Below are 25,771 nucleotides of genomic sequence, written 5' to 3' on the forward strand. Positions count from 1 at the left end.
GGCATTTTTTTTACTTAAAATCCACCGCCATTTGCTGTGGTATCGACAGCCCGCGAGTGGTTTGTACGCAGCGGTCAATATAGTCGGTAAAGCGCGGCGGTTTCGGCATTCCCATACTTAGTAGCTTATCGTTGCTGAAACGCACGTTAAGAGTGGCGAACGCGCCGTACAGGCGCATGGCTTTCAGCATCAGGCGCTCGTTGCACGGGCCAAAGATAGTTTTCAGCTCACGGCGCATTTTCACCAATGTTTCATAGCTCACCTGGGCGTATTTATCGCCAACGGGGGCCTGCTCCAGCGCGGACGCCATCGCGTTATCGATATCGGCAAAGCGCACGCTGCTCTCTTCCCCGGCGGAAATATGCACCACTTCTCCCTGCTTGAGCGGGGCGTGGAGCAACATCAGCAGCGCACTGGCGCAATAATCTACCGGGATCACGTCGATCCGATCTTCCATTGAACACATGAATTTTTGCAGCATCAATCCCATGCTAAAGACCCAGAAAATACTGCTGGAAGGTTGACAGCCGTGGTGGGTATGACCAACAACGATCGATGGTCTGGCGATAGCCAGTGGTAGCGTTGGGCAATGTTGCTGCATCAGTTGTTCGATGGTGGATTTTGAATGTGTATATTCGACCAGATGTTCTGCACGCTCGCGGAACTCGGCGCTTTCAGCGACCAGAGAGTCTGGCTGTGGCGAGCAGGACATCGCCGTGCCCACATGCAGAAAGCGCTGTAACCCGCGAACCTGCGACATCCGGCGAGCAAACTGTAGCGTGCCTTCCACGTTCACCTTCCAGATGAGCGGGTTGTTGCCGAACGAAGCCACGGCAGCGCAGTTCAGTACATGAGTCACCTGTTCCAGGCGCGCGTCGTTGAGGAAGAGTTCAGGTGTGGCTAAATCGCCCAACAGAATATTCTGCGGCGTGAGCCCTGCCAGCGCTCGTTCATCGACATTGAACTTACGCATGTTTTCCTTCACCCGCTCGACAGCGGCTTCACCGTTATTGGCACGCACTAACAGCAGCAAGTTTATTTTATTACGGCTATTGAGGATCGCTTCCAGTGCGGCTCCACCCAGAAAACCGGTAACGCCTGTGATTAATAATGTGTTCATGAATACGGTCTCATCATGGTTGGTTTGCGGATTCTAGGATGAGAAAAGTAAACGGCGATTAAATAAAGATGGTGGCGGTGTGGAATGCTCTTAAGACTATTTTAAGGTTTTGGAAAGATGCGGATTAAATTTGACATTGCATTAATTGAAAAGATTCAAAAAATAATTGATAATATATTATCTTATTGTTTTTAATGATTTTTTATTGCTCATCAAATCATTTCTTAACTGTAAAAATAAACATTTCTTGTTACATTGTAATTGGGGCGGTGTTAGTAGGTAAATAAATATTTTTTGTCATAAGTCTGTAGTTTTGTTGTGGGGCTAATTATATTAAGTGTTAGGTGATTAAATTTAAAAATAAAGCAATCAACAAACCTGCAATAGAGTGAAATAATTCTCAGTGATGATAGAGTTCGCTGTTAGCTGTAATCGGGTAAGCAAAATACGCTACCACTGCGTTGTTAATGCACGCCCGTGTATGGTTTTGCACTGTCAGCGCAGGAAGTGCGCGGGATAGTTGTCGTGAAATATGCAATAATAATGGTTTACCACTACTGAAGAGTTGATGATGCAGTACCCGATTAACGAGATGTTTCAGACCCTACAGGGCGAAGGTTATTTTACTGGCGTCCCCGCCATTTTTATCCGTTTACAGGGATGCCCGGTAGGCTGCGCCTGGTGTGATACCAAACATACCTGGGAAAAGCTGAGCGATCGGGAAGTGTCTCTGTTCAGTATTCTGGCGAAAACGAAAGAGAGTGACAAATGGGGCGCAGCGAGCAGTGATGACCTGCTGGCGATTATTGGCCGCCAGGGTTGGACGGCGCGTCATGTGGTGATTACCGGTGGTGAACCATGTATTCACGATCTCACGCCGCTAACCACTCTGCTGGAGCAAAACGGTTATAGCTGCCAGATTGAAACCAGCGGCACGCACGAAGTTCGCTGTAGCCACAATACATGGGTTACCGTGTCGCCGAAGGTGAATATGCGCGGCGGTTACGATGTGCTGTCGCAGGCGCTGGAACGTGCCGATGAAATTAAACATCCGGTAGGCCGTGTGCGCGATATTGAAGCGCTGGATGAGCTGCTGGAAACGCTTGCCGACGATAAGCCGCGCGTGATTGCGCTTCAGCCAATCAGTCAAAAAGACGACGCCACGCGTCTGTGCATTGAAACCTGTATTGCTCGTAACTGGCGTTTGTCGATGCAGACGCACAAATATCTGAATATTGCCTGATAGCTAAAGGGTGAAGAAAGGGCGCGAATAGCGTAATGCTGGTCAGTTCAGCGGATTTCTATTTTTAGTATCGCCGCCAGTTGCGCTCTTTTCTCTCCATGCCCTAAACATGCTCGGGCGCAAAGAGCGCGCAGGGGGCGGCCAGTCGCCGCCGCCCCCTGCACCCCCAGGCTCTGGCGGCAAAATCGTCGCTTCGCGATTCCCTCAGCTTATCTCTTCCGGCTTTCGGGTCGGGCGCGAGGCAACATCCCTGTAAAGCCGCGCCCTCAGCCCACATCCCTGTGGGCTGCCCCTGCCTCCAGAGAACGCTTCGGCGATTCAGACGCCACCCACGTCAGTGCGGTCTTTGAATGAACAGCCAGAACCAGAGTTGCTGAAACCGATGAGTCCCCGATGGAAATCGGCGAGCCGGAGAAAGGAAGACAAGGTCAGACCGCCAGGGATGGCGGGCTGAGGCGAACCGAGACAGGATGTCGAGTTTCGCCGTGCCGCAGGCTGGAGTTCGCAGGCGAGCGCAGTGTGAAGCACCGATTTCCCTGCGGGGCCGCAGGGATTGTCAAGGGGGACTCGGCAGTCCCCCTTGACCCGTTCACAGGAACAGAGGCTTCATATTCTACAAAACATCAGGTGAACGGAATGTGGCGCTTAACTCACAAGTATTACGCGCATAGCGCCCTTTTTTATGGCGATGGTTTTACTTGGCGGCGTCGTTCATGATTGTTGAGAATGTGGTCATCGGGCAGAAGCCGTTGGTGTCTACCGGGCAGCCTTTTAACGCCAGCGTAACGCGCTGTGGCGGTGTTTTTAAGCTCAACACATCGGCATTACGCAGTTGTTCTGCATTCTGATAAACGTACTCGATTTTCATCAAATCACGGTTTTCTTTCTGCGAATGCCAGCGCTGGAAGACGATTTTGCCGCCGATAGGCGTGCGCTCATATTGCCCTGGCAGCGTATACGGCTCGAAATCCAACGTGGTCAGCAGCGACGCAATATTGGAGTCGTGGCCCACTAGTAGCGTGATTTTTGGCGTTTTGCTGGCTTCGGTGACTAGCGCATTATCGATATATTTCACCAGCGGTTTCGCTACATTGCGCGCCACTTCTGGCGAGGTGAACAAACTTTCCTGATAGCCATTTTTTATCTGTGATAACAGTCGCCACTGCTGGTCGGTTTTGATTTCGCCCCAGGCCACTTCGTCCATCGGGAAGCCTTCGTAATATTGTAAGGTGAATGCATCAACCAGTGAGTTGCCGATAGCCAATGGTCCAGACACGCCAGGCTCTTTCTGGTATATGGCGCTAAAGCTGTCTTTGGCATCACTCAGTGAACACTGTTTTTTCTCTTTGCAGGACGGAGAGTCCTGATAGTGCACAATTTGCGACAGCAGTTTGTAGCTCTCGTTTAGCTGCTTAGTCTGCCGCTCTTTTTCCATTGCCTGAACCGCTTGTTGGCTAAATTCAGCGGAGTCATCGGTAATCACTGGGTTAAAAGTGGGATCCATCGTGCCCATTTTCGCCTGATGATGTACCACGATATCGCAGCCAGGGAAGGCTCCATTGATAAAGAACTGCGCGGTGGCGACGGTACGTTGCAGGCTATTGGCATAGGCGTACACCGTATCCGGCGCTGGGCATTCACCACGGGTAACCAGCCCCTGTTGCGCGAACCACTCGCGCATATAGTGGCCCATATACACCTCCAGCACGCCGCCTTTGGTGGTCAGTTGGCCGCCGGGAACATCCCATGCGGGCCAGGAGTTGGGGGTAGATTGTTCGAGTACGCTGCCGTTTGTGGCCAGTGGCGCACGCAGGTTATGGCGGCTCATCATCAGCACTTGTTGGAGTTGGTAATCTTCTGGCGGGGTTTGTGCCTGAGCGGCTGCGGTAACGAATAATAGTGCGGGCAATGCCGCAGCGAGACGTATTTTTTTCATCCCAAATTCCTCACAATGAATGAACTCACCGTAAGATTGTGACTGAACTGTGACAATTTTCCGGGCCATGTACCGCATTCTGCAATATTAGACTATTGATATGACCGAGTTTGGGGGAAAACGTAGTGAGATATCAATGAAGAAGAAGAGGCGGGGGAGTCGTTGATAGGCTCCCCGGAAGAGCGAGATTACTCGCCGCGATAGACGCAGCCTGCGGTGCAGGTTTCTTTGATCATCACCGCGCTCAGCAGCGGAACCTGTGGTTTAAGCTGTTCCCAGATCCAACGCGACAGCACTTCGCTCGTCGGGTTTTCCAGACCAGGAATATCGTTCAGATAGTAGTGATCCAGACGATCGTAGGTCGGTTTGAAGGCAGCTTTCAGTTCGGCGAAGTCCATAATCCAACCGGTATGGGGATCAACTTCACCGGTGATCTCAAGACGCACCATAAACGAGTGCCCGTGCAGACGACCGCATTTATGCCCTTCTGGCACATGCGGCAGGCGGTGAGCGGCTTCGAAGGTGAAATCTTTAAACAATGTGGTGGACATCATGAACTCTCAGTATTGCGGAAAAAAACGCCGCATAGTAACGGAAAGCACATTTTTCTGCATTAACTAAAACGGCGAAAAGGGTAAAACAGGCGAAATTTATACGCATTAAGACTGATTGTTTATCTATATCAATGCCTTGGCTAATCTGTTTTATTGTTATTAACTACCTGAAAAACGGGTTAGTCCATTTGGTTATTTGATATTTCCAACCCTTCTTTAATTGTTACTATCCAGCTCGTTAACCTTACATTTAGTTCACCTGTCATTATTCAGGTTTTGTTTTCCTCATTAGAAAAATTTTACTACTGGAACATAACAACGCATGACAACACAGGCCCCTCCTTCCGCTTTACTTCCGTTAAATTCGGAACAGATGGCGCGCCTTCAGGCCGCCACGTCTGATTTAACGCCCACTCAGCTTGCCTGGGTTTCTGGCTATTTCTGGGGCGTGCTGAATCAGCAGCCTGGCGCTGCGGTATCTGCGCCAGCTCCGGTCGCCGCCGAAATGCCCGGCATTACGCTTATCTCTGCTTCACAAACCGGCAATGCGCGGCGCGTGGCAGAAGCCCTGCGTGATGACTTGCTGGCTGCCAAACTGAACGTGAACCTGGTTAACGCCGGGGATTATAAATTCAAACAAATCGCGTCAGAAAAACTGCTGGTTGTGGTGACCTCAACGCAGGGTGAAGGGGAGACACCGGAAGAAGCGGTCGCGCTGCACAAATTCTTGTTCTCGAAAAAAGCGCCGAAATTAACGGACACCGCGTTTGCGGTATTCAGCCTTGGCGATACCTCGTATGAGTTTTTCTGCCAGGCGGGTAAAGACTTCGATAGCAAACTGGCGGAGTTAGGTGCTGAACGCCTGCTCGATCGTGTCGATGCGGATGTCGAATACCAAACGGCGGCGGCGCAGTGGCGCGAGCGGCTGGTGGAGGTACTGAAAGCGCGTGCTCCGGCGGCGCCTTCGGTGGCGGCGGTAGCCAGTGGTGCGGTTAATGACGTGCACACCAGCCCGTACAGCAAAGAGTCCCCGCTGGCGGCTTCGCTGTCGGTGAACCAGAAAATCACTGGCCGTGATTCACAAAAAGACGTTCGTCATATTGAAATTGATTTAGGGGATTCTGGCCTGCGTTACCAGCCGGGCGACGCGCTGGGCGTGTGGTATCAAAATGACCCTGAACTGGTCAAAGAGTTGGTTGAGTTGCTGTGGCTGAAAGGCGACGAGCCGGTTACGGTGGATGGCAAAACGCTGCCGTTAACGCAAGCGCTGCAATGGCATTACGAGCTGACGGTGAATACCGCCAATATCGTGGAAAACTACGCCACGCTGACCCGCAGCGAGTCATTGCTGCCGCTGGTGGGCGACAAAGCGCAGTTGCAGCAGTATGCGGCAGCAACGCCGATTGTTGATATGGTGCGTTTCTCTCCGGCGCAGTTAGATGCCGAAGCACTCATCGGCCTGCTTCGCCCGCTAACCCCGCGCCTGTATTCCATTGCCTCTGCGCAAGCGGAAGTGGAAAGCGAAGTTCACGTGACCGTTGGCGTGGTGCGTTATGACATCGAAGGCCGCGCGCGCGCGGGTGGCGCTTCCAGCTTCCTCGCTGACCGCGTGGAAGAAGAGGGCGAAGTTCGGGTATTCATCGAGCATAACGATAACTTCCGCCTGCCCGCTAACCCAGAAACGCCGGTCATTATGATTGGCCCCGGCACTGGTATTGCGCCGTTCCGCGCCTTTATGCAACAGCGCGCGGCGAATGGGGCAGAAGGTAAAAACTGGTTGTTCTTTGGTAACCCGCACTTTACTGATGATTTCCTCTATCAGGTGGAGTGGCAGCGTTACGTCAAAGAAGGCGTACTGAACCGCATCGACTTAGCCTGGTCCAGAGATCAAAAAGAAAAAATCTACGTACAAGACAAACTGCGCGAACAGGGCGCAGAGCTGTGGCGCTGGATCAATGACGGGGCGCACATTTATGTCTGCGGCGACGCCAATCGCATGGCGAAAGACGTTGAGCAGGCATTGCTGGAAGTGATTGCTGAATTCGGTGCAATGGACATCGAATCGGCGGATGAATTTTTAAGTGAGCTGCGCGTTGAGCGCCGTTATCAGCGAGATGTCTACTAATGAGCGAAAAATACCCAGGGCCTTTAGTGGTCGAAGGCAAACTGACTGACGCCGAGCGCATGAAGCGTGAGAGCAACTTTCTGCGCGGCACTATTGCAGAAGATCTCAACGACGGCCTGACCGGCGGCTTCCACGGCGATAACTTCTTGTTGATCCGTTTCCACGGTATGTACCAGCAGGATGACCGCGATATCCGCGCCGAGCGCGCCGAGCAAAAGCTGGAACCGCGCCATGCGATGCTGTTGCGCTGCCGCTTGCCAGGCGGGGTTATCACTACTACCCAGTGGAAAGCGATTGATAAATTCGCCGCTGATAACACTATTTACGGCAGTATTCGCCTGACCAACCGCCAGACTTTTCAGTTCCACGGCATTCTGAAAAAGAACGTTAAACCGGTGCATCAGATGCTGCATTCCGTTGGTCTGGACGCTCTGGCGACCGCCAACGACATGAACCGTAACGTACTGTGCACCTCGAACCCGTTCGAATCACAGTTACATGCCGAAGCCTACGAATGGGCGAAGAAGATCTCCGAGCACCTGCTGCCGCGCACCCGCGCGTATGCCGAGATCTGGCTTGATCAAGAGAAAGTGGCGACGACCGACGAAGAGCCGATCCTTGGCGCAACGTATTTGCCGCGTAAATTTAAAACGACGGTGGTGATCCCGCCGCAGAATGATATCGATCTGCACGCCAACGACATGAACTTTGTGGCGATCGCTGAAAACGGCAAACTGGTCGGCTTTAACCTGCTGGTTGGCGGCGGTTTGTCTATTGAGCACGGCAACAAGAAAACCTACGCCCGCACCGCGAGCGAGTTTGGCTTCCTGCCGCTGGAGCATACTTTAGCGGTGGCGGAAGCGGTGGTTACCACTCAGCGTGACTGGGGCAACCGCACCGATCGTAAAAATGCCAAAACCAAATATACCCTCGAACGTGTGGGGATCGACGCTTTCAAAGAAGAGGTCGAGCGCCGGGCGGGGATCACGTTTGCGCCGATCCGCCCGTACGAGTTTACCGGTCGCGGCGATCGCATTGGTTGGGTGAAAGGGATCGACAACAACTGGCACCTGACGTTGTTTATCGAAAACGGTCGTATTCTGGATTATCCGGGACGTCCGCTGAAAACCGGCCTGCTGGAGATAGCCAGGATCCACAAAGGCGATTTCCGTATTACCGCCAACCAGAATCTGATCATCGCCAGCGTGCCGGAAAGCCAAAAAGCGAAAATCGAAAAACTGGCGCGCGATCACGGCCTGATGAATACGGTGACGGCACAGCGTGAAAACTCGATGGCCTGCGTGTCGTTCCCAACCTGCCCGCTGGCAATGGCGGAGGCAGAGCGCTTCCTGCCGTCGTTTGTCGATAAGGTTGAAGAAGTGATGAGCAAACACGGCGTGGGCGATGAGCATATCGTGCTGCGTGTCACTGGCTGCCCGAACGGCTGTGGCCGTGCGATGCTGGCGGAAATTGGCCTCGTGGGCAAAGCGCCAGGCCGCTATAACTTGCATATCGGTGGCAATCGTAGCGGCTCACGTATTCCGCGCATGTATCGTGAAAATATTAATGAGACGGAAATTCTCGGCTCGATTGATGAATTGGTTGGGCGCTGGGCGAAAGAGCGCGAAGCGGGTGAAGGCTTCGGCGACTTTACGGTGCGTGCGGGCATCATTCGCCCAGTGCTCGATCCGGCGCGAGATTTCTGGGAATAACGCCTTTCCCCCTCACCCCAGTGGGGAGAGGGGAAGCACACAAACGAGGTCATTATGTCCATACTGTCTTTAAACGCGCTGAATGATCTACCAAAAGTCGATCGTGTGCTGGCGTTGGCTGAAACCAATGCCCAACTGGAGAAACTGGATGCCGAAGGCCGTGTGGCCTGGGCGCTGGGAAATCTGCCCGGTGAATACGTTCTATCGTCCAGCTTTGGGATTCAAGCAGCGGTCAGCCTGCATTTGGTCAATCAAATTCGCCCGGATATCCCGGTTATCCTCACCGATACCGGCTACCTGTTCCCGGAGACCTATCAGTTTATTGATGAGTTAACGGACAAACTCAAACTCAATCTCAAAGTGTATCGCGCGCAGGAAAGCGCGGCCTGGCAGGAAGCACGCTATGGCAAACTATGGGAACAGGGCGTTGAAGGCATTGAAAAATACAATGACATCAACAAAGTAGAGCCGATGAATCGGGCGTTAAAAGAACTCAACGCACAAACCTGGTTCGCGGGGCTACGTCGTGAGCAGTCCGGCAGCCGTGCCACACTTCCCGTGCTGGCTGTGCAGCGCGGCATATTTAAAGTGCTACCGATTATCGATTGGGATAACCGCACGGTGTATCAGTACCTGCAAAAGCATGGCCTGAAATACCATCCGCTGTGGGATCAAGGCTACCTGTCGGTCGGTGACACCCATACAACCCGTAAATGGGAACCGGGAATGGCAGAAGAAGAAACGCGTTTCTTTGGCCTGAAGCGGGAATGCGGGTTGCACGAAGGGTAATTATCGCCGTCTCTCTAACGCCTCTTGCGTCATGCGGAGGCGTTTTTTTATCTGTTGCGAGCGGCATTCCATAAATGGTTTACGAGCAAATAAACAGGCTTGCCCAGGTATAGAATTACGGCGGGTGCTTGAGGCTTTTTGGGCTTTGAGCATTTTCCGGGTTCCAGAAAGACGAAAGCCCCAGGAGATATTTCTATCAACCTGAGGCTAATGTACGAACCCGACAGTTCAAATGTTAGTCTCTTCTCTGCACGGAGGCAAGACATGCTAACAAAGTACGCCCTGGTGGCAATCATCGTGCTGTGTATCACGGCATTAGGGTTCACGCTGATGGTAGGCGATTCACTGTGTGAATTGAGTATCAAGGAGCGTGGTATGGAGTTTAAAGCTATTCTCGCTTACGAACCGATGAAGTAGCGACAACGCGGGGGAAACCCCGCGTATTGACCGTCTGGCTTTGTCCTCCAGCACCCATTCTGCAAACTACCCGTGCTTCTCCGCTTTCGCCAGTTCATTCATCAGCGGCATCATCACCCGCACGATATCGCGGCTGCGGCGTTCAATACGCCCTGGCAGCGCTTTATCAATATATTGCTGATTGTCGAGATGCGCGTTATGCCAACTGTTACCCTCCGGGAAGCTGGCGGATTTCGCCCGCTGCTGGAAACCGTCTTTTTTGCCGAGTGACCAGTTTGTGGCCTCGACGGAAAGCACTGGAATACCGGCTTTGTCGAAAACTTCTGCGTCGTTACAACAGCCTGTGCCCTGCGGATACAGTGGGTTCAGCCCTGGGTTGGTGGCTGCGCTAATTCCCCGGCTACGCGCAAGACTTAGCGCACGGTCGCGGGTTAATTTACGCACCGAGGCCGGTGTTTTCACCCCGCTGTTAAAATAGATTTTGTCGCCCACCACTAAGTTGTCGAGGTTAATAACCAGCAGCGTGTTTTTCTTCTCAGCGCTACTCATGCGATTAAGGACATTCTCAGCACCAAGTTTGCCTTCTTCCTCGCCGCTGGTGGCAATAAAGCGGATGCCATATTGCGTGGGGATATTTTTAAAACGCTCGGCTAATTCCAGCATTACGCCAAGGCCAAGCGCGTTATCGTCAATGCCTTGCAGCGTAAGGCCGCCAAGGTTTTTTTCCACGTCGCTGTCGCTGTGTGGAGCGTAGGTATCCAGATGCGCCATCACGATAATTTGCTGACGTGATTTACCTTCATGTGCGGCAATCACCGTACTGCCAATAATATTGTGCCAGTTTTTACGGTTATTTTTGCTGGTATAGATATAGCGGCTGGTAAACGTGCGGATATCGCTCTGGTAACCCATTTCAGCAAACTGTTGGCGAATATAGTCTGCAGACAGCATTTCAGCCGGAGTACCGGTAATGCGGCCAGGGAAATAGGTGGCGATATAACGAGCCTGGGTATTGGCGATGGTTCCCAGCGGTGAGGCCACGGCCTGTACGGGAAGGGTAATGCAAACGCCGAGCGCCAGGGCTGCCATGCAGTGGCGCAATGCGGAGAACATAGGAAGTCCTTACAACAGAGCAAAAAAATAGACGCGCCTAGTATGAAACTGTGGTTTTCATTACACAATTTCAAAAGCTCTTAAATGCCGAAAAAAGAGAGTGTTAAGCACTTTTTGATATTTGCTTTTCTGCCGCGTTATTCCTTTGAGTAACAACTCATTCCATTTCGTAATTTCATTTGGTCTAAGCGTCCCCCTATAGTCCCTCTATTGCTGATTGTTAGCGAGTTGTAGCACGACGCCCGCCGCAACAACCCAATACATGCCAACAACACAGACCTCCAACACAACAAACGTGCAATGAATCAGGCTTAAGGAATGGTTATGGACCAAAAACGACTTACTCACCTGCGGCAACTGGAGGCGGAAAGCATCCATATCATCCGTGAGGTGGCTGCCGAATTTTCTAATCCGGTGATGATGTACTCCATCGGTAAAGATTCCAGCGTGATGCTGCATCTGGCGCGCAAGGCGTTTTATCCGGGCACGCTGCCGTTCCCACTGCTGCACGTTGATACCGGCTGGAAATTCCGTGAGATGTACGAGTTCCGCGACCGTACCGCGAAAGCCTATGGCTGCGAGCTGTTGGTGCATAAAAACCCGGAAGGGGTGGCGATGGGCATTAACCCATTCGAGCATGGTAGCGCCAAGCATACCGACATTATGAAAACCGAAGGGCTGAAGCAGGCGTTGAATAAATATGGTTTTGATGCGGCATTTGGCGGCGCGCGCCGTGATGAAGAGAAATCGCGCGCCAAAGAACGTATCTACTCCTTCCGTGACCGCTTCCACCGCTGGGATCCTAAAAACCAGCGCCCGGAGCTTTGGCATAACTACAACGGGCAAATCAACAAAGGCGAAAGCATCCGCGTATTCCCGCTGTCGAACTGGACTGAGCTGGATATCTGGCAGTACATCTACCTGGAAAATATTGACATTGTTCCGCTGTACCTGGCGGCTGAGCGCCCAGTGCTGGAGCGAGATGGCATGTTGATGATGATTGACGATGACCGTATCGACCTGCAACCGGGCGAGGTTATCAAAAAACGGATGGTGCGCTTCCGTACTCTGGGATGCTGGCCGTTGACCGGCGCGGTGGAGTCCGACGCGCAGACGCTGCCAGAAATTATCGAAGAGATGCTGGTTTCGACCACCAGTGAACGTCAGGGGCGCGTTATCGACCGCGATCAGGCCGGCTCCATGGAGCTTAAAAAACGTCAGGGTTATTTCTAAGGAGCCGCCATGAACACCACTATTGCACAACAAATTGCCGATGAAGGCGGCGTTGAAGCCTACCTGCACGCTCAGCAGCACAAAAGCCTGCTGCGCTTTTTGACCTGCGGCAGCGTCGATGACGGCAAAAGTACGCTGATTGGCCGCCTGCTGCACGACACCCGCCAGATTTACGAAGACCAGCTCTCCTCGTTGCACAATGACAGCAAACGTCATGGCACACAGGGCGAGAAGCTGGATCTTGCGCTGCTGGTGGATGGCCTTCAGGCCGAGCGCGAGCAGGGCATTACTATCGATGTGGCTTACCGCTATTTCTCCACCGAAAAGCGCAAATTTATTATCGCCGACACCCCAGGGCACGAGCAGTACACCCGCAATATGGCGACCGGCGCATCAACCTGTGACTTAGCCATTCTGTTGATTGATGCCCGTAAAGGCGTGCTTGATCAAACGCGCCGCCATAGCTTTATTTCAACGCTGCTGGGGATTAAGCACCTGGTAGTGGCTATCAACAAAATGGATCTCGTGGACTACAGCGAAGAGACGTTTAACCGCATTCGCGAAGAATATCTGACCTTTGCCGAACAGTTGCCGGGTAATCTCGATATCCGCTTTGTGCCGCTTTCGGCGCTGGAAGGGGATAACGTCGCCAGCCAAAGCGCGACCATGCCGTGGTATAGCGGCCCAACGCTGCTGGAAGTGCTGGAAACGGTTGAAATTCGCCGCACGGTGGAGACTCAACCGATGCGCTTCCCGGTGCAGTACGTTAACCGCCCGAACCTTGATTTCCGTGGTTTCTCGGGGACAGTGGCCTCTGGCAACGTGCAGGTTGGCCAGCGCATAAAAGTGCTGCCGTCGGGCGTGGAATCTACCGTTGCGCGTATTGTGACTTTCGATGGTGACTTGCCACTCGCCGCCGCCGGTGAAGCGGTGACGTTGGTGCTGAAAGATGAGATTGATATCAGCCGTGGCGACCTGTTGCTTGACGCCCAGGACTCACTGCCTGCGGTGCAACGCGCCTCGGTCGATGTGGTCTGGATGGCAGAACAACCGCTGGCGGCAGGCCAAAGCTACGATATCAAAGTCGCTGGCAAGAAAACTCGCGCCCGTGTGGACGGCATTCAGTATCAGGTGGATATCAACAATCTCACCCAGCGTGACGTTGAAGCATTGCCGCTGAACGGCATTGGCCTTGTCGATCTCACCTTTGATGAGCCATTGGTGCTGGATAAATACCAGGAAAACCCAGTCACCGGCGGCCTGATTTTTATTGACCGTTTAAGCAACGTTACCGTTGGTGCAGGCATGGTGCGTGAGCCGAATAGCCAGCAAGCGCTGGAGCCTTCGTCGTTCAGCCCGTTTGAACTGGAACTTAACGCGCTGGTGCGTAAGCACTTCCCGCACTGGGGTGCGCGCGATTTACTGGGAGGGAGTTAATGGCTTTGCATGACGAAAATGTCGTCTGGCATCCCCATCCCGTCACCGCGCAGCAGCGTGAGCAACTCCACGGTCACCGTGGCGTTGTGCTGTGGTTTACCGGGCTTTCTGGCTCGGGTAAATCAACCGTTGCCGGTGCGCTGGAAGAAGCGCTGCATCAGCTTGGCGTCAGCACTTATCTGCTGGATGGCGACAACGTGCGCCACGGCCTGTGCAGCGATCTCGGGTTTAGCGATGCTGACCGAAAAGAGAATATCCGTCGAGTCGGAGATGTTGCAAAACTGATGGTGGATGCAGGCCTGGTGGTACTGACGGCCTTTATCTCGCCACACCGCGCCGAGCGTCAAATGGTGCGTGAGCGAGTGGGGGAAGACAGGTTCTTCGAAGTGTTTGTCGATACCCCGTTGGCAACCTGTGAAGCCCGCGACCCCAAAGGGCTATACAAAAAAGCGCGTGCCGGAGAATTACGCAATTTCACCGGGATTGATTCAGTGTATGAATATCCAGATCATCCGGCTATTCACCTCAATGGTGAACAATTAGTAACAAATTTGGTCGCGCAATTATTAGATCTGCTGAGACAGAGCGATATTATCAGATCCTGAAAACGTGCCGGAATTTGCTTACTCCGGCCTAACAGGACTTTTTATGCGCAATACTCAGAACCTCAACGTGGCCCAAACGGAGCCGCTAGCCCCTACTTATGATGAAACCAACTGGTCTTTGTCAGGGGCTTTTGTCGGCTTTGCAGCGTGGTTGATGGCTCTGGGTATCCCCTATCTGTACTACGGCAATAACACGCTATTCTTCTTTTTGTACACGTGGCCTTTCTTTCTTGCCCTGATGCCGGTTGCGGTAGTGGTGGGCGTTGCTTTTCACTCGTTGATGAAAGGCAAACTGATTTATACCATTATTGCAACATTGTTGATGGTCGCCATACTGTGCGGTTTGTTATTCACATGGATTATGAGTTAATGCCTTAGTCGTAGGCGTCATCAGGCTATGCTGCGCTGTCATGAGAACGCTTTTTCCCTCGGTGAAATGTGGTACATTTCCGGCGATATACGGATTGCCTGCGGCCGGAGTGGAGTATGACGGCGAGTTATGGGATGATAGTGCCGTTTTTCAGGGGGCTGGATGGGTAAATTAACGCTGCTGTTACTGGCTTTGCTGGTATGGCTACAATATTCATTGTGGTTCGGAAAGAACGGTCTGCACGACTTTAGCCGCGTCCGTGATGATGTATCCGTTCAACAGACAACCAACGCAAAATTAAAATCGCGCAACGATCAGCTGTTCGCCGAAATTGATGACCTCAATGGCGGGCAAGAGGCTATCGAAGAACGCGCGCGTAACGAACTCAGCATGACTCGCCCGGGCGAAACGTTTTATCGTCTGGTGCCGGATGCGTCCAAACGCAACCAGAACGCGGGGCAAACGCAAACTAATCGATAAATAGTCCCAGGATGACGACATGGCCGTAACTTCTGCGGGCGTATGCGCCGTAGTACCGGCAGCCGGATTTGGCCGCCGCATGCAAACGGACTGCCCAAAACAATACCTCTCAATCGGTAACAAAACGATTCTTGAACACTCGGTGGATGCTCTGCTGGCGAATGCCTGCGTCCAACGGGTGATTATTGCTGTCTCCGCCGGAGACGAACGCTTCCAGCAACTTCCGCTCGCCCAACACCCGCAAATTACCGTCGTTGAAGGCGGCGCTGAACGTGCCGATTCCGTATTGGCCGGGCTGCGCGTGATTAACGATGCGCAATGGGTGCTGGTGCATGACGCCGCGCGTCCGTGTCTGCATCAGGACGACTTAACGCGCCTGCTGGCCTTGCGTGAGCACAGCCGCGTTGGCGGTATTCTGGCGGCTCCCGTGCGCGACACCATGAAACGTGGTGAACCGGGGAAAACAGCGATAGCCCACACGGTGGATCGTAACGATTTATGGCATGCTCTGACGCCGCAGTTTTTCCCGCGAGAACTTCTGCTGGAGTGTTTAACGCGTGCGTTGAACGAAGGGGCGACGATTACCGACGAAGCATCGGCGTTAGAATATTGCGGCTTTCATCCCGAGTTGATTGCCGGACGTGCTGATAATATTAAGGTGACTCGCCCGGAAGACTTGGCGCTCGCTGAATTTTACCTCACCCGCTCGGGTTGACCTGGAGAAAGCATAATGCGAATTGGACACGGTTTTGACGTACACGCGTTTGGCGGCGAAGGCCCGATTATCATTGGCGGCGTACGTATCCCGTATGAAAAAGGACTGCTGGCGCACTCTGATGGTGACGTGGCGCTACATGCATTAACCGACGCGTTATTGGGCGCTGCGGCGCTGGGTGATATCGGTAAACTGTTCCCGGACACCGATCCGGCGTTTAAAGGCGCCGACAGCCGTGAACTGCTGCGCGAAGCGTGGCGTCGCGTACAGGCGAAGGGCTACACCCTCGGTAACGTCGATGTCACGATCATTGCCCAGGCACCGAAAATGTTGCCGCATATTCCGCAAATGCGCGTGTTTATTGCTGAAGACCTCGGTTGCCATATGGACGACGTGAACGTTAAAGCGACCACCACCGAGAAACTCGGCTTCACCGGACGCGGCGAAGGCATCGCCTGCGAAGCGGTGGCTCTGCTGAATAAGGCGGCGTCATGATTGCGTTTGATGCACTCACCTATCTGCACGGTAAACCGCAGGGCAACGGGGTGCTGAAAGCTAACCCGGAAGATTTTCTGGTGGTGGAAGATTTAGGCTTTGAGCCAGACGGCGAAGGCGAGCACATTCTGGTGCGGATCCTGAAAAACGGCTGCAACACACGGTTTGTTGCCGATGCGCTGGCGAAGTTCCTGAAAATCCATGCTCGTGAAGTCAGCTTTGCGGGGCAAAAAGACAAACACGCCGTCACCGAGCAGTGGCTTTGCGCGCGCGTACCGGGCAAAGAGATGCCGGATTTAAGCCAGTTTCAGCTTGAAGGTTGTCAGGTGCTGGAATATGCGCGCCATAAGCGTAAGCTGCGTTTAGGCGCGCTAAAAGGTAACCAGTTCACCTTGATTCTGCGCGACGTGCAGGGGCGTGATGACGTTGAAGCGCGCCTACAGGCGATTACTGAACGCGGCGTGCCGAACTACTTTGGCTCTCAGCGCTTTGGTATCGGCGGCAGCAACCTGCTCGGCGCATTGCGTTGGGCGGAAAGCGGAGCACCAGTACGCGATCGGAATAAACGCAGTTTTTGGTTGTCGGCGGCCCGTAGTGCGTTGTTTAATCAGATAGTGAGTGAGCGTCTAAAAAAACCGGACTTTAATCAAGTTGTTGACGGCGATGCGCTACAATTAGCCGGGCGTGGCAGCTGGTTTGTTGCCAGCGACGAAGAGATGCCAGGCTTGCAGGCTCGTGTCGATGCGCGTGAGTTAATGATTACCGCCGCGTTGCCGGGCATCGGCGACTGGGGAACCCAGCGTAGCGCTCTGGAATTTGAACACACCGTGCTGGCCGAAGAGACGGCGCTGCAAACATTATTGCAGCGCGAAAAAGTCGAGGCCGCGCGCCGTGCCATGCTGCTGTATCCACAGCAGATGAGCTGGAACTGGTGGGATGATGTCACCGTCGAGCTACGTTTCTGGCTTCCGGCGGGCAGCTTCGCCACCAGCGTGGTAAGGGAACTTATCAATACAACAGGTGATTATGCGAATATTGCTGAGTAACGATGACGGGGTTCATGCGCCAGGTATTCAAACGCTGGCCAGAGCCTTGCGGGAGTTTGCCGAGGTTCAGGTAGTCGCACCCGATCGTAACCGCAGCGGCGCGTCGAATTCGCTGACGCTGGAGTCCTCGCTTCGTACTTTCACATTCGATAACGGCGACATTGCCGTACAGATGGGCACGCCGACGGACTGTGTCTATCTGGGGGTCAATGCGCTGATGCGTCCGCGCCCGGATATCGTGGTGTCTGGCATTAACGCTGGGCCAAATCTGGGCGATGACGTGATTTACTCCGGCACTGTCGCTGCCGCGATGGAGGGCCGCCATTTAGGCTTTCCCGCGCTGGCGGTGTCGTTAAACGGTTATCAGCACTATGACACTGCTGCCGCTGTGACCTGCTCGTTGCTGCGCGCACTGGCGCGTGAGCCGCTGCGCACCGGGCGCATTCTGAACGTCAACGTTCCAGACCTGCCGCTCGACCAAATCAAAGGCATTCGCGTAACCCGCTGTGGCAGCCGCCATCCGGCGGATAAAGTCATTCCACAGCAAGACCCGCGCGGTAATACGCTGTACTGGATTGGCCCACCGGGCGACCAATGCGACGCCGGCCCGGATACCGACTTTGCCGCCGTTGATGCCGGTTATGTGTCGGTGACTCCGCTGCATGTTGACCTCACGGCCTATGCCGCTCACGACGTGGTTAGCGGCTGGCTTGAGCAAACGAGGGTCGATGCGCAATGGTAGTCAGTAAACGTGTCCAAAGCCTGCTGAATCAGCTTCGCCAGTTGGGTATCCGTGATGAACGGGTGCTCGACGCGATGGCGCAGGTTCCACGCGATAAATTTATTGATGAAGCGTTTGAACACAACGCGTGGGAAAACGTGGCGCTACCAATAGGCCAGGGCCAGACTATTTCGCAGCCGTATATGGTGGCGCGAATGACCGAACTGCTGGAGCTGACGCCGGACTCGCGCGTGCTGGAAATCGGCACCGGTTCGGGCTATCAGACGGCGATTCTGGCGCATCTGGTGCATCACGTCTGTTCCGTTGAGCGGATCAAAAGCCTGCAATGGCACGCGCGACGTCGCCTGAAGCAGCTTGATTTGCATAATGTATCAACTCGCCACGGCGATGGTTGGCAGGGGTGGCAAGCGCGTGCCCCATTTGATGCCATCATTGTTACGGCGGCTCCGCTGGAGATTCCGGTTGCGCTCATGTCGCAACTGGACGAAGGCGGCATTCTCGTTTTGCCCGTGGGCGATGATCAGCAGTATTTGAAACGTGTTCATCGGCGGGGAGGCGAGTTCATTATAGATACCGTCGAGGCCGTTCGCTTCGTTCCCCTGGTGAAAGGGGAGTTGGCCTGAGACCCAGATTTGTCTGAGGGTTTTCGGCATAATTCAGCGTATGGTGAACACATTTTTCAGTGTTCATGACGTGCCTTGCGCGGTATTAAGTCACTGGTAGTTAACCTATTCCTGGGGGATAAATGAGCGCGGGAAGCCCTAAATTCACCGTAAATCGTGTTGTGGCATTATCACTGGTATCACTTTGGCTGGCCGGTTGTTCTTCTTCGAATAATGCGCCTGCGCCAGTGAGTTCCGTTAACAGTAACGGCTCCAGCAGCACGAACTCCGGCATGTTGATAACGCCGCCGCCGAAAATGGGGAGCACGGCGCAGTCAACGCCTCAGATTCAACCCATCCAACCGATTCAAACTCAGCCGGTGCAGACCCAGCCGCGTGTGACGCAGCCGGTTGCTGAACAGCCGGTACAGGTTGAAAACGGCCATATCGTCTATAACCGTAAATACGGTGATATTCCCAAAGGCAGCTACACCGGTGGCAGCACCTACACCGTGAAGCATGGCGATACTCTGTTCTATATTGCCTGGGTCACCGGCAATGACTTCCGTGACCTGGCGCAGCGCAACAATGTTGCTGCGCCGTATGCGTTGAACGTCGGCCAGGTACTCCAGGTGGGCAATGCCTCCGGTCAGCCGATTACCGGCAATAATCCGGTCGCCGTTGCCAGCGCACAGGCCAGCAGTGGAAATTCAGGATTAGTCTCAAAACCTGCACAAAATTCCACCGGAGCTGTTGCGTCCACTACGACAATTACGTATTCTGAGGACTCAGGTGAACAAAGTGCTAACAAAATGTTGCCTAATAACAAGCCTGCGACGACCACCGTCACAGCGCCTGTAACAGCACCAACTGCGAGCACAACCGTACCGACTGCCAGCAGTACTTCAACCAGTTCTCCAATCTCTACATGGCGCTGGCCAACTGACGGCAAGATTATCGAAAACTTTAGCGGCACCGACGGTGGCAACAAAGGTATCGATATTGCGGGCAGTAAAGGACAGGCAATCGTCGCAACCGCCGATGGGCGCGTCGTCTATGCCGGTAACGCACTGCGCGGTTACGGTAATCTTATTATCATCAAACACAACGATGATTACCTGAGTGCCTACGCTCATAACGATACAATGCTGGTCCGGGAACAACAGGACGTCAAGGCGGGGCAGAAAATCGCTACCATGGGTAGCACCGGAACCAGTTCAACACGTTTGCATTTTGAAATTCGTTACAAGGGGAAATCCGTCAACCCGCTGCAATATTTACCGCAGCGATAATTCGGCAAAGTACTTCACATGAACGCTTTCAGGTGGCATCGGCAGCCGCAGAGGCCACCTGAAGAGTGACATGATAAGGTGCATTGCCTGGGGATCACGGGTAGGAGCCACCTTAAAATGAGTCAGAATACGCTGAAAGTTCATGATTTAAATGAAGACGCGGAATTTGATGAGAATGGAGTAGAGGTTTTTGACGAAAAAGCCTTGAACGAAGAGGAACCCAGTGACAACGAACTTGCTGAGGAAGAGCTTTTATCGCAAGGGGCAACTCAACGTGTGCTCGATGCGACTCAGCTTTATCTGGGTGAGATCGGTTATTCTCCGTTATTGACCGCTGAAGAAGAAGTCTATTTTGCTCGTCGTGCTCTGCGTGGCGATGTTGCCTCACGCCGCCGAATGATTGAAAGTAACCTCCGTCTGGTGGTGAAAATTGCTCGCCGTTATGGCAATCGTGGTCTGGCGCTGCTGGACCTTATCGAAGAGGGCAATCTGGGGCTGATTCGTGCCGTAGAGAAGTTTGACCCAGAGCGCGGGTTCCGCTTTTCAACCTACGCGACCTGGTGGATTCGTCAGACCATTGAACGGGCTATCATGAACCAAACCCGTACTATTCGTCTGCCAATCCATATTGTTAAAGAGCTGAACGTCTATCTGCGCACCGCTCGTGAATTGTCACACAAATTGGATCACGAGCCGAGCGCCGAAGAGATAGCCGAACAGTTAGACAAGCCCGTTGATGACGTAAGCCGTATGCTGCGTCTCAATGAACGCATCACTTCAGTTGATACGCCGCTGGGCGGGGATTCTGAAAAAGCGCTGCTGGATATCCTGGCCGATGAAAATGAAAACGGCCCGGAAGACACCACGCAAGACGATGACATGAAGCAAAGCATCGTGAAATGGCTGTTCGAACTGAACGCCAAACAACGGGAAGTGCTGGCGCGTCGTTTTGGCCTGTTGGGGTATGAAGCTGCAACGCTTGAAGATGTGGGTCGCGAGATTGGCCTGACCCGCGAACGCGTGCGTCAGATTCAGGTTGAAGGTCTTCGTCGTCTGCGTGAAATCTTGCAGACTCAGGGGCTGAATATCGAAGCGCTATTCCGCGAATAATCAGGTTTTGCTCAAAGAGGTCAGTCGCGAGGCTGGCCTTTTTCTTTGCCCGTTTTTTAACGGCTAGCGTGAGTATTACGCTGAGCATTACGCATTGTGCAAAAGGTCGGGACTCCTCCTGCCGTGTGATAATAAGATAATAGACCCTACATAGTTATAGCTTTATAGGGTAATAACCCTGTTCCTATAAATTGGTCATGATGATGTACTTCTCACAAAATAATCAACCTGAGAAAGAATTATGGACCACTCATTAGTCAGCTTGAATCATATGGCAGCCTCTGTTGCTGGTCTTGGTACAATCTCAGTGACGCCGGAGGCTTCATCGCCAAAAAGTCTCCTGCAAGATATAAGTAACTTTTTTACTTTTGGCCGAATTCGCCAGAATAATGAAAAACAATATCAAGCCTTCGTACAATTGATGGCTGATGTGTTGATAAAAAACGAATGTGACAGAAAAAAAGCATTACCACAAAACATCATATTAAATGATTTTAAAGGCTATAAGGTGACGTTTTCCCTTGCTGATGCGGGGCGCTCATCGAAACGGATCGTCGTGAACGTCAGTAAAAATGGCGAATCGGAATCGGCACAGGTGAGTGCTGATATATTCGAAAAAGTATGTAAGACATTGCTGTTCAGACACGAATTTTCAATTCCCCAGTATGCTACCGTATTAAGCCCAAATGGCGGGATGTACCTGCAAGGCGCGGATCTCTCTGATGCGAATCTTATGGGGGAGGATCTATCATACGCAGACCTGAGTCACGCCATCATGGAAGAGTCAAACCTATTTATGGCCGATCTTTCACATGCCAATCTTCAGCATTCAAATCTGTCAGGGGTATTGATGAACCATACTGATTTATCTGGTGCTTGTCTGGAAGGGGCGATTATTACCGGGGGCGTTATTAATAACTGCAAGTTTGTTAACGCCAATCTCGAAAATGCCAGTTTGCTGGGTTCCTCTATTGTTAACGGTGATTTTTCGCACGCTAACATGAAGTTCGCTGTGCTTTCGGATGTCACGTTACGAATTCAAATCTGAATAAAGAAACCGCAGATATCATTATAAATCAGGCCGCGAAAGGAGCTTCGCGGCCTGATTATTTATACCATTCCTTTCAGGCGATAAATCCACTCCAGCGCCTGACGTGGGCTTAGCGAATCCGGATCCAGATTCTCCAGCGCTTCGACCGCTGGGGAGGTTTCTTCTGGCGCAGACAGCAGCGACATTTGCGTGCCATCCACCTGGGTGGCTGCCGCATTCGGTGAAATACTTTCCAGCTCGCGCAGTTTCTGGCGCGCGCGCTTAATCACCTCTTTCGGCACTCCTGCCAGCGCTGCAACCGCCAGGCCGTAGCTTTTGCTCGCCGCGCCGTCTTGTACGCTGTGCATAAAGGCGATGGTTTCGCCGTGCTCCAGCGCATCCAGATGAACGTTAGCAACGCCTTCCATTTTCTCCGGCAACTGGGTTAGCTCGAAGTAATGGGTGGCGAACAGGGTCAGCGCTTTAATCTTATTGGCCAGATTTTCCGCGCAGGCCCAGGCCAGCGACAGGCCATCGTAGGTTGACGTCCCCCGGCCAATTTCGTCCATCAGCACCAGGCTGTGCTCGGTGGCGTTATGCAGAATATTCGCGGTTTCGGTCATCTCGACCATAAAGGTGGAGCGACCAGACGCCAGGTCATCCGCCGCACCCACGCGGGTAAAGATACGGTCGATAGGGCCAATCTCGACGCTCTGCGCCGGAACATAGCTGCCGATGTACGCCAGCAGCGCAATCAGCGCCGTTTGGCGCATATAGGTACTTTTACCGCCCATATTCGGGCCGGTAATAATCAGCATCCGGCGCTGTGGCGACAGGTTCAACGGGTTGGCGATAAACGGCTCGTTCAGCACTTGCTCGACGACCGGATGGCGGCCTTCGGTAATCCGAATACCGGGTTTGTCGGTAAAGGTTGGGCAGGTGTAGTTCAGCGTATAGGCGCGTTCCGCCAGGTTCACCAACACGTCCAGCTCCGCCAGCGCACTGGCGCTTTGTTGGAGATCCGCCAGGTGGGGCAGCAGCAGGTCGAACAGCTCATCATAGAGCTGTTTTTCCAGCGCCAGCGCTTTGCCTTTCGAGGTCAGAACTTTGTCTTCGTACTCTTTCAGCTCAGGAATAATGTAGCGCTCGGCGTTTTTTAACGTCTGGCGGCGCACATAGTTAATCGGCGCCATGTGGCTTTGCCCACGGCTAATCTGGATGTAATAACCGTGAATGGCGTTGTAGCCCACTTTTAGCGTATCAAGACCAGTCCGCTCGCGCTCGCGGATTTCCAGACGGTCGAGATAGTCGGTTGCGCCATCCGCCAGCGCGCGCCATTCGTCCAGCTCTGCATGATAACCCGGGGCGATGACGCCACCGTCGCGCACCAGCACCGGCGGCGCATCGATAATAGCGCGCTCCAGCAGCTCACGCAGTTCGGTGAACTCGCCCATTTTCTCGCGCAGCATTTGAACCGGGGCGCTGTTGACGCTTTCTAACTGCGCACGCAGTTCTGGCAGTTGCTGGAAGGCATGACGCATCCGCGCCAGATCGCGCGGGCGCGCAGTGCGCAGCGCCAGACGAGCGAGAATGCGCTCCAGATCGCCCACCTGGCGCAGCACCGGCTGTAGCTCACTGGTTGCATCCTGCAATGCACCGATAGTTTGCTGGCGCTCGAGAAGCACTTTGGTATCGCGCACTGGCATATGCAGCCAGCGTTTAAGCATACGGCTGCCCATCGGAGTCACGGTGCAGTCAAGCACTGAGGCCAGCGTATTTTCGAATCCGCCCGCCAGATTCTGGGTTATCTCCAGATTGCGACGCGTGGCGGCATCCATAATGATGCTGTCCTGCTGGCGCTCCATGGTGATTGAGCGGATGTGCGGCAGCGAAGTGCGCTGGGTATCTTTAACGTATTGCAGCAGGCAGCCTGCGGCACACAGCCCGCGCGGAGCATTTTCAACGCCGAAGCCAATCAAATCGCGCGTACCAAACTGCATATTGAGCTGTTGGCGCGCGGTGTCGATTTCAAATTCCCACAGCGGGCGGCGACGCAGGCCGCGACGGCCATCAATCAGCGCCATCTCGGCAAAATCTTCCGCATACAGCAGCTCGGCAGGGTTGGTGCGCTGTAGCTCGGCTGCCATCGTTTCGCGGTCTGCTGGTTCGCTAACGCGAAAACGCCCGGAGCTAATATCCAGCGTGGCATAACCGTAGCCTTTACTGTCCTGCCAAATAGCCGCCAGCAGGTTATCCTGGCGCTCTTGCAGCAGCGCTTCATCGCTGATAGTGCCTGGCGTGACGATGCGTACCACTTTACGTTCCACCGGGCCTTTGCTGGTGGCAGGGTCGCCAATTTGTTCGCAAATGGCCACCGATTCGCCCTGATTCACCAGCTTGGCGAGGTAGTTTTCTACCGCATGATGCGGAATACCGGCCATCGGGATAGGTTCACCCGCAGACGCCCCGCGCTTAGTTAGAGAGATATCCAGAAGCTGCGATGCGCGTTTGGCATCGTCATAAAACAGCTCGTAGAAGTCGCCCATGCGATAAAACAGCAGAATTTCTGGATGTTGTGCCTTCAGCTTGAGGTACTGCTGCATCATCGGCGTGTGTGCGTCGAGATTTTCTATTGTGCTCATAGGTTTGTGATATCCATTTTCTTAAGTTTTAATGAGTTAGTGTTTATTTATTGTTCTCTTTAAGCGGCACTTTTTCTCATTGGATCTCATGAAATCCTGCATTTTTTGATGGGGGTAAAATGTAGCTTCATGAATACGTAGGGAGCATGATAACGGAGTCTTTATGGCAGGAAAACAGCGGGCAGAGTCACTGTCGTTACAATCGAGAAAAACGACAGTGCTCAGCCGATAAAGATAAAGGCAGAATTGGCAAGAACCGTGGCTGACAAAGCATGGTGTGCCAGAAATTATTATTCAGTCAGACCCAACCGACGTGCGCAGATAAGCAGTTCTGTCACTTTATGTACATTCAGTTTTCGCATGATATTTAACCGATGTGTCTCTACGGTTTTGACGCTAATACAAAGCCGCTCGCCGATGAGTCGGTTGGTAAAGCCGTCGGCGATGAGTTTGAGTATTTGCCGTTCGCGGGGCGTGAGTATTTCCGTGCTGTCATTTTTGACGTTCAGCGCCGCGTTAATTGCCTCACGATTCAGCGATGGATCGATATAGCATTTGTTTACCGCAACGCTTTGTAATGCCGCCAACAGGATTTGACGACTACTGTTCTTCAATACATACCCCAGCGCCCCCGCACTTAGCGTGCGTATCGCCATAATCTCATCCATATAGGCGGTATAGGCCAGAATCGCCATTTGCGGCAGACGGCGACGTAGCTGTGGGATGAGGTCCAACCCGTTGATACCGGGTAGCCCCAAATCAAGCACCACGATATCCGGTTCATGGATGCGACAGGCGTTGTAAACCTCCAGGCCGTCGTCAATGTGGGCGACAATGTGGAAGCGCGGATAAGGGGCGAGCAGAGTAGTTATTCCATTTATAATCAGTTCATGGTCGTCGACCAGCAGGATTCTATGATCGTGCATTTTGTATTACCTCTTGATAGACGGCCTTGTTGGCCGG

Annotated in this window: 24 protein-coding genes; 18 read left to right on the plus strand and 6 right to left on the minus strand. The window is 53.2% G+C overall.

Annotated features, from left to right (window positions below; all coding sequences use genetic code 11):
- Window positions 1–10 precede the first annotated feature (10 nt).
- Entirely contained in the window at window positions 11–1,120 is a 1,110-nt protein-coding gene (locus AC6I4B_RS05010) for an SDR family oxidoreductase (RefSeq protein ID WP_497770066.1), read from the minus strand.
- Window positions 1,121–1,691: 571 nt separating this feature from the next.
- Here AC6I4B_RS05010 and queE point away from each other — a divergent pair.
- Window positions 1,692–2,363, plus strand: a complete 672-nt coding sequence (gene queE / locus AC6I4B_RS05015; RefSeq protein ID WP_497771939.1) for a 7-carboxy-7-deazaguanine synthase QueE — start codon at window positions 1,692–1,694, stop codon at window positions 2,361–2,363.
- 694 nt (window positions 2,364–3,057) lie between these two features.
- Here the strand turns inward: queE and agp are convergent.
- Together agp and queD are read right to left on the minus strand one after the other, a co-directional pair.
- Window positions 3,058–4,299 (minus strand): bifunctional glucose-1-phosphatase/inositol phosphatase, encoded by a 1,242-nt coding sequence (gene agp / locus AC6I4B_RS05020; protein WP_497770068.1) that lies wholly within the window; start codon window positions 4,297–4,299, stop codon window positions 3,058–3,060.
- A gap of 188 nt (window positions 4,300–4,487) precedes the next feature.
- On the minus strand, window positions 4,488–4,853 hold the full coding sequence (gene queD / locus AC6I4B_RS05025; RefSeq protein WP_497770069.1) for a 6-carboxytetrahydropterin synthase QueD: 366 nt from the start codon (window positions 4,851–4,853) through the stop codon (window positions 4,488–4,490).
- Between the two features lie 322 nt (window positions 4,854–5,175).
- On the opposite strand from queD, the gene cysJ reads away from it, so the two are divergent.
- The 4 genes from cysJ (at window position 5,176) to AC6I4B_RS05045 (ending at window position 9,896) form a co-directional block, all read left to right on the plus strand.
- Entirely contained in the window at window positions 5,176–6,978 is a 1,803-nt protein-coding gene (cysJ, locus tag AC6I4B_RS05030; protein ID WP_497770071.1) for an NADPH-dependent assimilatory sulfite reductase flavoprotein subunit, read from the plus strand.
- On the plus strand, window positions 6,978–8,690 hold the full coding sequence (gene cysI / locus AC6I4B_RS05035) for an assimilatory sulfite reductase (NADPH) hemoprotein subunit (protein WP_497770073.1): 1,713 nt from the start codon (window positions 6,978–6,980) through the stop codon (window positions 8,688–8,690). The genes cysJ and cysI overlap by 1 nt, the downstream gene beginning before the upstream one ends.
- A gap of 54 nt (window positions 8,691–8,744) precedes the next feature.
- A complete protein-coding gene (gene cysH / locus AC6I4B_RS05040) occupies window positions 8,745–9,479 on the plus strand; it encodes a phosphoadenosine phosphosulfate reductase (protein ID WP_497770074.1) in 735 nt (244 codons plus the stop codon).
- Window positions 9,480–9,743: 264 nt separating this feature from the next.
- Complete coding sequence (locus AC6I4B_RS05045) at window positions 9,744–9,896, plus strand: Hok/Gef family protein (protein WP_497770076.1); 153 nt, start codon at window positions 9,744–9,746, stop codon at window positions 9,894–9,896.
- A 66-nt stretch (window positions 9,897–9,962) separates the two neighbouring features.
- Here AC6I4B_RS05045 and AC6I4B_RS05050 read toward each other — a convergent pair whose 3' ends face one another.
- Entirely contained in the window at window positions 9,963–11,009 is a 1,047-nt protein-coding gene (locus AC6I4B_RS05050; protein WP_497770078.1) for an aminopeptidase, read from the minus strand.
- 324 nt (window positions 11,010–11,333) lie between these two features.
- Between AC6I4B_RS05050 and cysD the strand changes: the two genes are divergently transcribed.
- The 13 genes from cysD to AC6I4B_RS05115 all read left to right on the plus strand — a co-directional run bounded on the left by cysD (window position 11,334) and on the right by AC6I4B_RS05115 (window position 22,184).
- On the plus strand, window positions 11,334–12,242 hold the full coding sequence (cysD, locus tag AC6I4B_RS05055; protein ID WP_497770079.1) for a sulfate adenylyltransferase subunit CysD: 909 nt from the start codon (window positions 11,334–11,336) through the stop codon (window positions 12,240–12,242).
- Window positions 12,243–12,251: 9 nt separating this feature from the next.
- Window positions 12,252–13,679: a sulfate adenylyltransferase subunit CysN gene (gene cysN, locus AC6I4B_RS05060; RefSeq protein WP_497770081.1), complete on the plus strand. Its 1,428-nt coding sequence runs from the start codon at window positions 12,252–12,254 to the stop codon at window positions 13,677–13,679.
- Complete coding sequence (cysC, locus tag AC6I4B_RS05065) at window positions 13,679–14,284, plus strand: adenylyl-sulfate kinase (RefSeq protein WP_497770083.1); 606 nt, start codon at window positions 13,679–13,681, stop codon at window positions 14,282–14,284. The genes cysN and cysC overlap by 1 nt, the downstream gene beginning before the upstream one ends.
- Before the next feature lie 43 nt (window positions 14,285–14,327).
- Window positions 14,328–14,654, plus strand: coding sequence for a DUF3561 family protein (locus tag AC6I4B_RS05070; RefSeq protein ID WP_497770084.1), 327 nt, complete (start codon window positions 14,328–14,330; stop codon window positions 14,652–14,654).
- 162 nt (window positions 14,655–14,816) lie between these two features.
- Window positions 14,817–15,134 carry a cell division protein FtsB gene (gene ftsB / locus AC6I4B_RS05075; protein ID WP_497770086.1) on the plus strand — a complete coding sequence of 106 codons (318 nt, stop codon included), beginning with the start codon at window positions 14,817–14,819 and terminating at the stop codon, window positions 15,132–15,134.
- A 19-nt stretch (window positions 15,135–15,153) separates the two neighbouring features.
- Window positions 15,154–15,849 carry a 2-C-methyl-D-erythritol 4-phosphate cytidylyltransferase gene (ispD, locus tag AC6I4B_RS05080; protein ID WP_497770087.1) on the plus strand — a complete coding sequence of 232 codons (696 nt, stop codon included), beginning with the start codon at window positions 15,154–15,156 and terminating at the stop codon, window positions 15,847–15,849.
- 15 nt (window positions 15,850–15,864) lie between these two features.
- Window positions 15,865–16,344, plus strand: a complete 480-nt coding sequence (gene ispF / locus AC6I4B_RS05085) for a 2-C-methyl-D-erythritol 2,4-cyclodiphosphate synthase (RefSeq protein WP_497770089.1) — start codon at window positions 15,865–15,867, stop codon at window positions 16,342–16,344.
- The gene (gene truD / locus AC6I4B_RS05090) at window positions 16,341–17,390 is read left to right on the plus strand and encodes a tRNA pseudouridine(13) synthase TruD (protein WP_497770090.1); all 1,050 of its coding nucleotides are present in this window, start codon (window positions 16,341–16,343) and stop codon (window positions 17,388–17,390) included. The genes ispF and truD overlap by 4 nt, the downstream gene beginning before the upstream one ends.
- Complete coding sequence (surE, locus tag AC6I4B_RS05095; protein ID WP_497770091.1) at window positions 17,371–18,132, plus strand: 5'/3'-nucleotidase SurE; 762 nt, start codon at window positions 17,371–17,373, stop codon at window positions 18,130–18,132. The genes truD and surE overlap by 20 nt, the downstream gene beginning before the upstream one ends.
- Window positions 18,126–18,755: a protein-L-isoaspartate(D-aspartate) O-methyltransferase gene (locus AC6I4B_RS05100; protein WP_497770093.1), complete on the plus strand. Its 630-nt coding sequence runs from the start codon at window positions 18,126–18,128 to the stop codon at window positions 18,753–18,755. Before surE ends, AC6I4B_RS05100 begins: the two co-directional genes overlap by 7 nt.
- A gap of 122 nt (window positions 18,756–18,877) precedes the next feature.
- On the plus strand, window positions 18,878–20,026 hold the full coding sequence (nlpD, locus tag AC6I4B_RS05105) for a murein hydrolase activator NlpD (RefSeq protein ID WP_497770094.1): 1,149 nt from the start codon (window positions 18,878–18,880) through the stop codon (window positions 20,024–20,026).
- 117 nt (window positions 20,027–20,143) lie between these two features.
- Window positions 20,144–21,136: an RNA polymerase sigma factor RpoS gene (gene rpoS / locus AC6I4B_RS05110; RefSeq protein ID WP_064543125.1), complete on the plus strand. Its 993-nt coding sequence runs from the start codon at window positions 20,144–20,146 to the stop codon at window positions 21,134–21,136.
- Window positions 21,137–21,377: 241 nt separating this feature from the next.
- On the plus strand, window positions 21,378–22,184 hold the full coding sequence (locus AC6I4B_RS05115) for a pentapeptide repeat-containing protein (protein ID WP_497770096.1): 807 nt from the start codon (window positions 21,378–21,380) through the stop codon (window positions 22,182–22,184).
- Window positions 22,185–22,246: 62 nt separating this feature from the next.
- Here the strand turns inward: AC6I4B_RS05115 and mutS are convergent, their stop codons facing one another.
- Both mutS and AC6I4B_RS05125 read right to left on the minus strand, forming a co-directional pair.
- Entirely contained in the window at window positions 22,247–24,808 is a 2,562-nt protein-coding gene (mutS, locus tag AC6I4B_RS05120; protein WP_497770098.1) for a DNA mismatch repair protein MutS, read from the minus strand.
- A gap of 290 nt (window positions 24,809–25,098) precedes the next feature.
- Window positions 25,099–25,734, minus strand: coding sequence for a two component system response regulator (locus tag AC6I4B_RS05125; RefSeq protein ID WP_497770099.1), 636 nt, complete (start codon window positions 25,732–25,734; stop codon window positions 25,099–25,101).
- Between the last annotated feature and the right edge of the window lie 37 nt (window positions 25,735–25,771).

This window comes from Kluyvera fluvialis (assembly GCF_059725275.1).

Excerpts from the sequence above, each read along its gene's own strand:
- AC6I4B_RS05010 (WP_497770066.1), bottom strand. The coding sequence starts at position 1,120 with ATGAACACATTATTAATCACAGGCGTTACCGGTTTTCTGGGTGGAGCC.
- queE (WP_497771939.1), top strand. The coding sequence starts at position 1,692 with ATGCAGTACCCGATTAACGAGATGTTTCAGACCCTACAGGGCGAAGGT.
- agp (WP_497770068.1), bottom strand. The coding sequence starts at position 4,299 with ATGAAAAAAATACGTCTCGCTGCGGCATTGCCCGCACTATTATTCGTT.
- queD (WP_497770069.1), bottom strand. The coding sequence starts at position 4,853 with ATGATGTCCACCACATTGTTTAAAGATTTCACCTTCGAAGCCGCTCAC.
- cysJ (WP_497770071.1), top strand. The coding sequence starts at position 5,176 with ATGACAACACAGGCCCCTCCTTCCGCTTTACTTCCGTTAAATTCGGAA.
- cysI (WP_497770073.1), top strand. The coding sequence starts at position 6,978 with ATGAGCGAAAAATACCCAGGGCCTTTAGTGGTCGAAGGCAAACTGACT.
- cysH (WP_497770074.1), top strand. The coding sequence starts at position 8,745 with ATGTCCATACTGTCTTTAAACGCGCTGAATGATCTACCAAAAGTCGAT.
- AC6I4B_RS05045 (WP_497770076.1), top strand. The coding sequence starts at position 9,744 with ATGCTAACAAAGTACGCCCTGGTGGCAATCATCGTGCTGTGTATCACG.
- AC6I4B_RS05050 (WP_497770078.1), bottom strand. The coding sequence starts at position 11,009 with ATGTTCTCCGCATTGCGCCACTGCATGGCAGCCCTGGCGCTCGGCGTT.
- cysD (WP_497770079.1), top strand. The coding sequence starts at position 11,334 with ATGGACCAAAAACGACTTACTCACCTGCGGCAACTGGAGGCGGAAAGC.
- cysN (WP_497770081.1), top strand. The coding sequence starts at position 12,252 with ATGAACACCACTATTGCACAACAAATTGCCGATGAAGGCGGCGTTGAA.
- cysC (WP_497770083.1), top strand. The coding sequence starts at position 13,679 with ATGGCTTTGCATGACGAAAATGTCGTCTGGCATCCCCATCCCGTCACC.
- AC6I4B_RS05070 (WP_497770084.1), top strand. The coding sequence starts at position 14,328 with ATGCGCAATACTCAGAACCTCAACGTGGCCCAAACGGAGCCGCTAGCC.
- ftsB (WP_497770086.1), top strand. The coding sequence starts at position 14,817 with ATGGGTAAATTAACGCTGCTGTTACTGGCTTTGCTGGTATGGCTACAA.
- ispD (WP_497770087.1), top strand. The coding sequence starts at position 15,154 with ATGGCCGTAACTTCTGCGGGCGTATGCGCCGTAGTACCGGCAGCCGGA.
- ispF (WP_497770089.1), top strand. The coding sequence starts at position 15,865 with ATGCGAATTGGACACGGTTTTGACGTACACGCGTTTGGCGGCGAAGGC.
- truD (WP_497770090.1), top strand. The coding sequence starts at position 16,341 with ATGATTGCGTTTGATGCACTCACCTATCTGCACGGTAAACCGCAGGGC.
- surE (WP_497770091.1), top strand. The coding sequence starts at position 17,371 with ATGCGAATATTGCTGAGTAACGATGACGGGGTTCATGCGCCAGGTATT.
- AC6I4B_RS05100 (WP_497770093.1), top strand. The coding sequence starts at position 18,126 with ATGGTAGTCAGTAAACGTGTCCAAAGCCTGCTGAATCAGCTTCGCCAG.
- nlpD (WP_497770094.1), top strand. The coding sequence starts at position 18,878 with ATGAGCGCGGGAAGCCCTAAATTCACCGTAAATCGTGTTGTGGCATTA.
- rpoS (WP_064543125.1), top strand. The coding sequence starts at position 20,144 with ATGAGTCAGAATACGCTGAAAGTTCATGATTTAAATGAAGACGCGGAA.
- AC6I4B_RS05115 (WP_497770096.1), top strand. The coding sequence starts at position 21,378 with ATGGACCACTCATTAGTCAGCTTGAATCATATGGCAGCCTCTGTTGCT.
- mutS (WP_497770098.1), bottom strand. The coding sequence starts at position 24,808 with ATGAGCACAATAGAAAATCTCGACGCACACACGCCGATGATGCAGCAG.
- AC6I4B_RS05125 (WP_497770099.1), bottom strand. The coding sequence starts at position 25,734 with ATGCACGATCATAGAATCCTGCTGGTCGACGACCATGAACTGATTATA.